Annotated in this window: 8 protein-coding genes; all 8 read right to left on the bottom strand. The window is 40.2% G+C overall.

What is annotated here, in order from left to right; translation table 11 throughout:
* Window positions 1–606: 606 nt before the first annotated feature.
* On the bottom strand, window positions 607–1680 hold the full coding sequence (locus tag MP387_RS02485) for a restriction endonuclease subunit S (protein WP_242748026.1): 1074 nt from the start codon (window positions 1678–1680) through the stop codon (window positions 607–609).
* A gap of 65 nt (window positions 1681–1745) precedes the next feature.
* Window positions 1746–3800: an HsdM family class I SAM-dependent methyltransferase gene (locus MP387_RS02480; protein WP_242747461.1), complete on the bottom strand. Its 2055-nt coding sequence runs from the start codon at window positions 3798–3800 to the stop codon at window positions 1746–1748.
* A 310-nt stretch (window positions 3801–4110) separates the two neighbouring features.
* Window positions 4111–5094 (bottom strand): acetylxylan esterase, encoded by a 984-nt coding sequence (locus MP387_RS02475; RefSeq protein WP_242747459.1) that lies wholly within the window; start codon window positions 5092–5094, stop codon window positions 4111–4113.
* Window positions 5095–5563: 469 nt separating this feature from the next.
* Window positions 5564–7579: an ATP-dependent DNA helicase RecG gene (gene recG, locus MP387_RS02470; protein WP_242747456.1), complete on the bottom strand. Its 2016-nt coding sequence runs from the start codon at window positions 7577–7579 to the stop codon at window positions 5564–5566.
* Window positions 7580–7600: 21 nt separating this feature from the next.
* Entirely contained in the window at window positions 7601–8704 is a 1104-nt protein-coding gene (alr, locus tag MP387_RS02465) for an alanine racemase (protein WP_242747455.1), read from the bottom strand.
* Window positions 8694–9056 carry a holo-ACP synthase gene (gene acpS / locus MP387_RS02460; RefSeq protein ID WP_061420340.1) on the bottom strand — a complete coding sequence of 121 codons (363 nt, stop codon included), beginning with the start codon at window positions 9054–9056 and terminating at the stop codon, window positions 8694–8696. Before acpS ends, alr begins: the two co-directional genes overlap by 11 nt.
* Window positions 9057–9100: 44 nt before the next feature.
* Entirely contained in the window at window positions 9101–10132 is a 1032-nt protein-coding gene (locus tag MP387_RS02455; RefSeq protein ID WP_061420336.1) for a 3-deoxy-7-phosphoheptulonate synthase, read from the bottom strand.
* A gap of 1 nt (window position 10133) precedes the next feature.
* The gene (locus MP387_RS02450; protein ID WP_242747453.1) at window positions 10134–11165 is read right to left on the bottom strand and encodes a 3-deoxy-7-phosphoheptulonate synthase; all 1032 of its coding nucleotides are present in this window, start codon (window positions 11163–11165) and stop codon (window positions 10134–10136) included.
* Between the last annotated feature and the right edge of the window lie 13 nt (window positions 11166–11178).

Genomic DNA, 11178 nt, shown 5'->3' with positions numbered 1-11178 from the left:
TATTGTCTCTTCAAGAGACAAGTTTTACAAGAAAGTATCCAACTCAATGAGAGCTCCCAATCCTCTCCCATTTCTGCTGAGTCATTCTTTAAGCGCCCAGCAGCCTTTTTCCTCCTTTCACAAGTGACTTTTCCTTTATTATACAATAAAGTCTTATATTTATATCTATGTTACCACAGAATAGATTTTACTTTTAAGAATATTTTAATATTTTAAATTTTCTGAAAGTACTTTCAGGTTTTGGATGTTAAAAAGAGGGCTAGTGTGTACCGCACCCCAAAAAGTTCGATTTTATCCAATATCCAAAGATTTAATTTTTTCATGAAATTCTAATCATTCAGTTGATTTTTATTGAAGTACATTGATATTAAGAATTTCAAAAATCGCTGTAAAGCGAGGGCTCCTCGTTTCTATGGAAACATCGAACCTACTCTAGTTAACTTCTAACATTGCTTACGATATAACTAATCGCACTATAGAAAAAAGCATTCCGTAAATTTTTACGAAATGCTAAGACGATTTGGAATTTAGATTTACTTCCTAACTAACATATTTCTACCAATAGAAAGCTGAGTAATATGGTTAGTCAATTTGTTAAAATTGACTTTAATTTTGGTTTATATTGTGTTCTCCTACAACTCTTTTAGTCGCATCAATTCTTTCATCTGCATACTTAACTACATCTTGAATGATTAGTTTAGAAATAGCTTTTAAAAATATTTCAATATAATTGATGTCTATTTTATCATTTTTTATTGGTAAACAAAGCTTTTGATTTTGAATTATTTGAACACTATAACTAGAATTCCCCCATGAGAATTTTGAAAAAGATCTAGTTATTGCAGCCACAAATAATAAAGCATTTTCTTTTCTGAAATCCTGAAACTTCGGTTTCAAAATTTTTATTTTATCGCCAGTGAAATATGGTTTCTCCTGATAAAATGAAGTTGCAGTATCTTGTCCAAACGAAATTGTATTCCCATCATTCAAATAATCCGTACACTCCCGAATATAGCCTTTAATTCCATTATCAGAGCTTTTTCTTACTACATATGGATGTCCACCCTCGCTTAATAAATCAACTTTATTAGCATCAAATCGTTTTTTGTATGTTTGTACGTCAAATAGGTCACCTAATTTATACTCTCTCCACACCATAGAATCATAATCTTGAAGAGCTTTTAGCTCTTCAGCGGACAATTCATAATTGTCCAATCCGCTTACTTTTAAGTAAGCGGATAGCTCCGCTATACGCTCTGCCTCTAGCTCCGCTATAAAAGTATCCATAAATTTAAAATCTATTTGTTCATTATTTATCGGAAGCAAAATTGTTAGTTTCTTTAAGGTTGATAAAGTAGGATAGCTTGAATACCCTCCAAAACTAGATAAAGCTTTATTAATTGCAACAATTAACCATTGGTTGATTAATTTATCAGTTTTTGGCTTCAATATAAATATGTTTTGACTAGAATACCATTTTTTATTCCGTAGTTGCGCATGTACAGCACCAATCTGACTGACTGAGATACATCCACTATCATTTGGTTCTGAGTCTAACTTTAAAACATAACCTTGAACCCCATAATCAGACTGTGTACGTCCAATAAATTCAAAAGTTTCCTTACTTTTAGAAATAAAATTTAATTTCCCGGCATCATATCCTTTCGACGTTTTAACAATAAATAAATCTTCAATTTTATATTCCCCCCACTCAACGCTTCTCAGTTTCTCGTTAAGTGAGGCGTCTATTTTCCCAGCGTTTCATCCTCTACTGTTTGATTTCTTAACAAGTTAGAAACTTCCCAAGCTAAATAATCTCCAATTGTTTTCTTAAAGTCATTCAAAGTAGGCTTCAGGTCAACAGGTGCTGATTGATTCCAGTCATTTCCGTTAGTAACATCAATGTTACCTTCATAATATTCCTCTTCAGATAAATACTGTAGTTTACTTTTACCGTATTTCACCAAATCTACAACTTCTTGATATTTTTCTTTAGCATGGTCTGTATCCCTAAGATTGTTGCTTGCTTTCTTACGATTAGTTCTGGTATAACCATCATTTGTGAAATCAATAAATTTTACAATATAATCATTTTCATGCGCTTCTCCAACTCGAAAAACATAAATATAGGTTTGAACACTAGATTTACCTACAAATAAATCAATAGGCATCTTAATACTTGCAAGTAATCTATTCGACTCTAAAATTTCCTTGTTAATATCCGTTGCCTTACCACTTCCAGCCGAACCTTGAATAATGACAGAAGCATATCCTTTATCCATCATAGAAAGGGCACGTTTGACAAAAATCATTCCGTTACCCTCTGCTGAATATGGAGGATTAAGGATAAACGCAGTTGCTGGAAATTTCTCATCTTTCTTACCATAACCATATTTACCATTAAATTGTGTTAGAGAGTCTTCGTTGATAATATTTGATGAGCCATCTCCCATCATAATCATATTGAGAACAGCTAACATATAGACAGATGATAGTATTTCTAAACCTAAAAGTTGATTTGCTTTAATTTCCGCTTCTTTTTTGTATAATTCATCTGGTGAAGCAATTTTATTTTTAGCGTCATTCAGCATTTCATTCATTGCCGCAACCAACAAACCCGCAGAACCAGTCGCAAAGTCCCAAACATAGGAGTCTTTGTCAACACGAGCCAATTTCACTAATAAATTAGCTACGTATGATGGAGTTAGAACAACATCATTTAACTTATCTTGTGTAAAACCTAACCATGAATACATCTCATTAAAGAGTTTTCCAGTAAAATCAGTATTCAGACCAATTTTGTAGTAAATACCTAAATCATCAACAATTTTACTGAAAACTCGTTTGAGTTGGCTTTCGCCATTTACTGGTTTATTAATATTGTCCGTAGTTAATGTATTTTTCAATGTACGAATAATTATATTTTTTTTACCTTGCGGAATATTCTTCTCATTCAAAAAATTATTAACTTTTCTGATAATTATATCTCCATCTCGATAATCTTCTTCAATGGATGACTTTAAATCTTCTTTATCGAGTGGCTTAACCTTACCTGGAACTCCGAGAGTGGCAATGATAGAAGCTGCCACTAAATATACACGGTCATTTTCACCTAAACCTTTTTCGCTTTGATAGATATCATTATTAAGTTTCGTTAATCTGACATCGATTTCTCTTTCTCGCTGTTCTTTTAATTTTTCAGCTTCCTCAATCGTCAGTTCTAAAGTTTTGACTTTTTCGATAAAGGTATCGAAATGCTCAGACTTCAAAAAAGATAGATCAGTATAGTCATCTACCTTTTGGCCAATACCAAAGTTATCTTTTGAAACATAGTAGACCCCAATTTGTGTCTGAAGTTCCCCTTGTTCATCTTTGTATCCTGTAACCCCTATCGAAATAATGTCTGTATAACTCGTATAGTGTAATAATGCATTAGCATAATGTACTGCTCCATTAACGGCAAAAGAATTGATATGTGAATAATAAGGCTCATTCTTAGCATTTATATTATAAACTTGTCCATTGCCATCAAGTTTCTCCAACTTATCCTTATAACCTTTATACTCAATCAAAATTGGCCAATAATCCATATGTTTATCTTGCAGTAATAATTTTGCATCAGGACGATTTCCACCATCACCCCCACTTTTAGACGCATACTCCATTAAAGCTTTATCTATTTCTGAATTTAATGTTTCTTGTTCCAATTTGTATTTTAAACCATATGATTTCAACCAACCATTGACTAAATCAGCCACCATAGGCTCAACTGATTGAATTTTTTCTTTCCCTTTTGCCATCTGAACAATCTCCTATCATATTTGTAAAACATATATTTTTTTCTATTATATCATGTTTAATCTCTAATTGAACATGGTATTTATTAATTTAAAAATATAAAAGCCAGTATCTATTGATACTGGCTTCAGAACATAGAGAAACACTATCAGCAATTAAAAATTTCCCTTTTGGAGGTTGGCTACCGTATAGTGAAAATTCTTAGGTATACTGATATAATACTATTTTTAAGATTTTTTTAATTTCTCTAGCAAAAGAAAATTGGCCAAAATGGACTTTTTCTTCAATCTGAAGAAAGTCACTACTATCTCTTCATTTTTTTACATAAGAAAAAGGAATCTCACTGCCACAGAGCCAGTTGTAGACTTGGTCATTGACAAAAACATTCATGGCTTCGTGAGCATACTCGGGCATGATACGATAGGCCTTGTCGCAAGTTAGACGGTTGTAAATCGCAAACTGGGTAATAGGATAGCAGACATCGTCATCCAAGCCCGTAATCATCTTGACCTCACCTTGAATGCGATGGGCAAGATTTTTCACATCGATATAGGCAAGGGTCGCCATGATTTCCTCCTCTGTTTCATGGAAAGGATCGTGGAACTTGAAATATCGGAAAAGTTCATCATAGGCTTCACTGGTATTGCCAATCTCAAGCACTCGTCTAAAGTCTGACAAGAAAGGATAGATGGCAACTGTTTTCTGAATCCGAGGATTGAGCGCTGCTGCAACCAGGGCTAAAGCACCCCCTTGTGAGGCACCATAGCTAGAAAGTCTTTCCTCATCTACCTGAGGGAGACTGGCAACAATTTCAATCAACTGGTAAATATCCAGATAGACATCCTTATAAAAGAGATGCTCCCTACCTTCAACAGCACCACGGATGATATGCCCTTTCACCGTATTTCCAAGAGGAGAACGCATGCCGTCTTGAGAATAGCCAGACTGGCCCCGTACATCCATGGAGACAACACCGTAACCAGCTACAGTATAGGCCAGCATGTCGACCCAGTCCCAGCCACGTCCCATATAACCATGAAAGTGGAAGATTAGCGGAACCTTCTCCTCAGTCTTTGGAAGGACGATTCGTGCATAGACCTTTCCTTCATTAGTTCCTTCAAAGGTCAGCTCATAACACTTGACTTGAGGAATATGAAAATCTCTTTCCTCCAACTGGTAGGCTGGAAGAGATGAAACTTTTTTGACCTCTTCATCCCAGAAAGCATCAAAGTCTTCTGGAATCTCATCCCTTCCTTTATAAGTCTTGATTTCTTCTAACAAAGCTGGATGTTTCATAGCATGCTCCTTTTATTTTGTAATCGCTATCATAACTCTAGCATATCTAGGAAAGCAATGCAAGAAAGAAAGATAAACAGAAAGTGATTTTAGATTCTCTTTTCTCAAACCTATCGTCTGAAAGTAGTTTTAAAAATAAAAAGAGCGTTTCCGCTCTTCGTGTATCAATAGGTGCTAGCTCCTTTCTCTAGTTTGACGGTTTGAAATTTCTTTTGGTAGGTTACTTTAATCGTCATGTGAGAGTCCTCGTTTCTTTTTGATGACTCTAGTATAAAGCCCAAACCTAAAAGCTAGCTTAAGTTTTCCTTAGAGAAAGCTTATACTCAATGAAAATCAAAGAGCAAACTAGGAAACTAGCCGCAGGTTGCTCAAAGCACTGCTTTGAGGTTGTAGATAAGACTGACGAAGTCAGTTACATATATAATCCAAGGCGACGTTGACGTGGTTTGAATTTGATTTTCGAAGAGTATTAATCTAGATGTTCTTTCTTTTCCAGATGGAGAGCAATCATGCGCCATTCTGGATCCTCTTGCCAACCTTCTATCGAACTAATGTAGCTGGCAACCTTTCTGGCTTCTTCTAAAATCGGAAAATCTTCGATAATATCAGCCACTTGAAACTCTGGAAGTCCTGACTGTCTGGTTCCAAAAATCTCTCCAGAACCACGCATTTTCAAATCTTCCTCCGCAAGGACAAATCCATTAGTCGTTTCTGTCATGATGCGCATGCGATCCTTCCCAGAGTCCGTCTTGGGATTAGCCACAAGAACAGCATAGGACTGCTTGTCCCCCCGACCAACACGGCCTCTGAGCTGGTGAAGCTGACTGAGACCGAACCGATCGGCATCCATGATAATCATGACGGTCGCATTGGGAACATTAACCCCGACCTCGATAACCGTCGTCGAAACCAGAATATCCGTTTTTCTCTCTTTGAATTCCTGCATAATCTGGTCTTTTTCGTCACTCTTCATCTTACCATGTAGAAGAGCCACTTCTGTCTTGCCAGCAAAATGAGCTGTCAACTCCTCAGATAAGGCAATGGCATTTTTCAGATCTAGAGCTTCAGATTCTTCAATCAAGGGAGAGATGACATAGGCTTGAGAACCTTTTTGAATTTCTCCCTCTAACCAAGTCAAGACCTGAGGCAACTGCTCATGCTTAATCCAGCGCGTCACAATCGGCTTCCGCCCTGCTGGCATCTGGTCAATAATAGAAACATCCATATCGCCAAAGGCTGTGATAGCCAAGGTTCGTGGAATGGGCGTCGCTGTCATCATGAGAACGTCAGGATTGTCCCCTTTTTCCCGTAAAATACGCCTTTGGCCCACACCAAAACGGTGCTGCTCATCGATGATAATCAAACCAAGACGAGCATAATCAACCCCATCCTGTATCAGAGCGTGGGTTCCGATAATCAAATCAGCCCCACCCTTTGCTATGGTCTCCAAGACTTCTCTTTTTTCTGCAGCTTTCAGGGATCCTGTCAAGAGAGCGAGTTTCAAGTCTGGAAAGAGCCTCTGTAGACTTTCAAAGTGTTGCTCAGCAAGGATTTCTGTTGGCACCATGAGAGCCGCCTGGTAGCCAGCCGTCACCGCCGCAAACATAGCCAAACCAGCGACTACTGTTTTCCCGCTCCCCACATCTCCTTGCAGGAGACGATTCATGTGGTGGTCGGACTTCATGTCGGTCAAAATCTCCTGCAGACTCTTTTCTTGAGCTTGAGTCAGGGCAAAAGGAAGATTTTCTTTAACGGCAGTCACTTTTTCCTGAGACCAATCCAGAACCAGACCACTTCCTTGAACTCTATTTTCAGACTTGAGCGTCTGTAACTGCATTTGGAAATAAAAGAGTTCCTCAAACTTGATACGGCGAAGGGCCTGCTTGTATTCTGCCAAATCCTTTGGAAAATGCATAGCACGAACTGCCTGACAACGGGACATGAGTTTGTATTTGTCCAGCAAAGACTGGGGAAGGTTTTCCTCTATCAAGAGGTCCAGTCCCTGATCAAAAGCCGTCTTGATGACCTTGACCAGACTGGCCTGACTGATTCCTTGAGCCAGACGATAGACAGGCTGGAGGTCATCTTCCACCTGAGCTAGAACCTTCATCCCAGTCAGACTGGCCTTGGCACGGTCCCATTTTCCAAAAACGGCAAGAGTTGCTCCCAACTCTATCTTATCTGCTAGATAAGGCTGGTTAAAGAAATTAACCGCAAAAACGACTTCTCCCTGCTTGAGGCTAAAACGCAGGCGATTGCGCTTAAAACCATAATACTGGACACTGGCAGGAGTCACGACTTGACCAGAAAGAACAGCCTTTTCACCATCTTCCAGCTCTAGGACCTGCTTGGTCTTGAAATCTTCATAACGGAAAGGAAAGTAGAGCAAGAGGTCTTGTAAGTTTTCAATTCCTAGTTTAGCGTATTTCTCTGCTGACTTTGGTCCCACACCAGGCAAGACATGCAAGGGTTGATGTAGATTCATGCTCCCCCTCCTTTCTTAGTTTTAATAATATTCTCGAGGAATGCGATCGCTGAGGAGACAAAGCACCTCATAGTTAATAGTTCCACGGTAGGCCGCTACCTGAGTTGCTGTGATTTCCTTGTCACCGTCGGTACCGATCAGGGTTACTTTTGTTCCTAGCGGATAAACCTTAGGCAGTCGAATAGTGATTTGGTCCATTGATACTCGTCCGACGATTGGGCAAGCTTGTCCATCTACCAAGACAGTGAAATTTTGCATGTCTCGTGTCCAACCATCCGCATAGCCGATTGGCACAGTCGCGATGATTTGCTCACTATCCGCCTGATAAGTTGCTCCATAGCCCATGCAAGCTCCAGCTGGAACTGTCTTAACATGAACCAGGGCAGATTCCAAGGTCAAGGCTGGAGTCAAGTCATAAGGTAAGGCCAAGACCTCTCCACTTGGATTCAGACCATACATGGCATCTCCCATACGGACTGCATTGAAAATAGTCTCTGCATGCCAGAGGGTCGTTGCCGAGTTGCTAGCATGAATCTGCTCTGGCACTTCCTTCATACTTGCCAAAATAGCTTTAAATCGTTCTAACTGACTATTAAAGTAGGCATCTGATTCTTCATCTGCAGTAGCAAAGTGAGTAAAAATCCCCTCAACACGAGCACCGTGTTGCTTGAGCAAGTCTTGAGCTTGCTCAGCCTCACTGGCCTCTCGAAAACCAATCCGACCCATCCCTGAGTCAATCTTAAGGTGAACAGATAAGCCAGATAAATCAGCACCAGTAGCTAAGAGTGCTTGAATCCACTCCAGTCCAGCCACCGTCAAAGTGATGTCGTATTCTTTAGCTAGGCCAATAGCTTCTATTTCAGAAACTCCTAAGATGAGGATTTTCTTGCTAACTCCAGCCTGACGAAGTTCAATAGCTTCATCAATATTAGAAACACAAAAACCATCGACATCATCCTGAATGGCCTTGGCAACGGCAACAGCCCCATGCCCGTATGCGTTGGCCTTAACCACTGCCCACTTGAGCGTCCCTTCAGGGATATGAACCCCCATTTGATGGATATTTTGTTGAATAGCTTCTAGACATATCAGAGCCTTGGTTGGTCTATGTGGACTAGCTTTCATGATTTTCCTCCAAAATGACACTGGCTGTCACAAACTGATCTGTATGGCTGATCGATAGCCAAATCTTTCCTGAAAATGGTGCCTGACTAAAATAGGGAGCCCCGCGTTCATTGTTCAAAACTTCCAAATCCTGAAAGGTCAGTTTGCCAATACCAGTTCCCATAGCCTTAGAAAAGGCCTCCTTAGCTGACCAGCGGCCTGCCAAGTATTCGATCTGTCTGCGCCCTCTGAGACTGGCAAAGCGCTCCATTTCTTTAGGTGTCAGCACGCGCTTGGCAAAGCCCTCACGTCGTGTAACTGCACTTTCTATCGAAGCTAATTCTTCGATGTCAATTCCGTGTCCAACTATCATACTCACAAAAGGAGTTGAGATTCCCCCAACTCCATCCTTTTCACTTATTTTGTTAAGGTAGTATAAATTTCTTCTACCAAGGCTACTGTATTTTCCCAACCTAGACAAGGGTCGGTAATGGAACAACCAAAGACCTCTGGTTGATTTTGGCGACCGTCTGCTAGGTAAGATTCGATCATAAAGCCTCGAACCGTCTTTTTAATCTTTTCATTCCAGTCACGATTCAGCAAGGCTTGACGCACAATACGAATTTGTTCCATATACTGCTTGCCAGAATTGTCATGATTGGTATCGATGATAATGAAGGGATTTTCAAGTCCCATGGTCTCATAACGATTGATGGCATTTAAGAGGGTTTCATAGTAGAAATTGGGTTCATTTTTACCATATTCGTTCATGGCGCCACGAAGGATAACGTGAGCCAAAGGATTTCCTGAAGTTTCCACTTCTTGGCCATGGTAAAGGAAGGTTTGCTTGTTTTGAGCCGCATAGATGGCATTAAACATGACCCCAAGGTTCCCAGATGTTGGATTTTTCATCCCAACTGGAGCATCAATCCCAGACGCTACAAAACGGTGTTCCTGGTCTTCTACTGAACGAGCCCCTACAGCATGGTAGCTGACTAGATCATCAATCAAAACGAGATTTGACGGATAAAGCATCTCATCAGCTGTCGTCAATCCAGTTTCGGTAATCACTCGGTAGTGTAGCTGACGAACAGCCTGCAAACCATTGATGAGACTAGGCGCTTCACTGGTATTTGGCTGATGAATCATGCCCTTATAACCATCTCCATTAGTACGAGGTTTAGCCGTATAGACACGCATCACGATAAAAATTTTATCCGCAATTTTTTTCTGCAAGTCTGCTAAGCGACGAGCATATTCGAGCACAGCTTCTTCATTGTCTGAAGAACACGGTCCCATCACCAAAAGGATTCGGTCGTCCTCACCCGAGATGATGGCTGCCAACTCTCTATCGCGGGCTTCTTTCTTTCGCAAGGCTTCAGGTGACAACTGGGTCGCAGCCTTGATTGCTTCAATATCAATTTCTTGACCTTTTTCGATAAATGCCATCTTACTCTCCTAGCGTTTGGTAAATTTCGCGAACAAGTGCTTCTGAGTTGTCCCATCCGAGACACGGATCTGTAATGGACTTACCAAAAACTTCTGGCTCATTTTGACGTCCATCTTCTAGATAGGACTCAATCATAAAACCACGAACGTATTTTTTGATCTTCTCATTCCAGTCACGGTTAATCAAGGTCTGACGAACGATACGGATTTGATCCATGTACTGCTTGCCCGAATTATCATGATTGGTATCGATGATGATAAAGGGATTTTCCAAGCCCATCTTTTCATACTGATCAATGGTATCCATCAAATTGTCATAGTAGTAGTTAGGAATATTTTTCCCGTATTCGTTCAAGGCTCCGCGAAGAATGGCGTGGGACAATGGATTCCCCGTTGTTTCCACCTCTTTACCGAGGAAAAGGAAACTCTGTTTATTTTGCGCTGCGTAAATCCCGTTAAACATGACATTGAGATTTCCAGATGTGGGATTTTTAAATCCTGTTGAAAAGTCTGCTCCACTCGCTACAAAACGGTGCTGTTGATCCTCTACAGAACGAGCTCCAACAGCCATATAAGAAATCAAATCATCCACCAGCGGAAGATTTTCAGGATAAAGCATCTCATCCGCTGTTGTCATTCCCGTCTCGGTAATCACGCGGTAGTGGAGCTGACGAACAGCCTTGATCCCATTGATCAAGCTAGGAGCTTCTGTCGCATTTGGTTGATGAATCAAGCCCTTATAGCCATCTCCATTGGTGCGAGGTTTAGCCGTATAGACACGCATGACCATAAAAATACGGTCTTTGACCTCTTCTTGCAAAGCAGATAGACGCTTGGCATACTCAAGAACCGCCTCTTCGTTATCAGATGAACATGGTCCAATCACCAAGAGAATACGCTGGTCTTCCCCACGGATGATGGCTTCCAATTCCTGATCACGTTGATTTTTTCTCGCAAGAGCCGCTCCCTCTAATTTAGACAAGGCGCGAACTTCTTCAATGTTAATTTTAGGACTTTTAGCTTTAAATACCATGATTCATCTCCTT

It is taken from the genome of Streptococcus oralis, from assembly GCF_022749195.1.
GTDB classification, from domain to species: Bacteria; Bacillota; Bacilli; order Lactobacillales; family Streptococcaceae; genus Streptococcus; species Streptococcus oralis_CI.
Note: the sequence above shows the minus strand (reverse complement) of the source record. Positions and strands in the feature narration are given on the sequence as shown.

Coding starts and splice junctions, on each gene's coding strand:
- MP387_RS02480 (WP_242747461.1), bottom strand. CDS start 3,800: ATGGCAAAAGGGAAAGAAAAAATTCAATCAGTTGAGCCTATGGTGGCT.
- MP387_RS02475 (WP_242747459.1), bottom strand. CDS start 5,094: ATGAAACATCCAGCTTTGTTAGAAGAAATCAAGACTTATAAAGGAAGG.
- recG (WP_242747456.1), bottom strand. CDS start 7,579: ATGAATCTACATCAACCCTTGCATGTCTTGCCTGGTGTGGGACCAAAG.
- alr (WP_242747455.1), bottom strand. CDS start 8,704: ATGAAAGCTAGTCCACATAGACCAACCAAGGCTCTGATATGTCTAGAA.
- acpS (WP_061420340.1), bottom strand. CDS start 9,056: ATGATAGTTGGACACGGAATTGACATCGAAGAATTAGCTTCGATAGAA.
- MP387_RS02455 (WP_061420336.1), bottom strand. CDS start 10,132: ATGGCATTTATCGAAAAAGGTCAAGAAATTGATATTGAAGCAATCAAG.
- MP387_RS02450 (WP_242747453.1), bottom strand. CDS start 11,165: ATGGTATTTAAAGCTAAAAGTCCTAAAATTAACATTGAAGAAGTTCGC.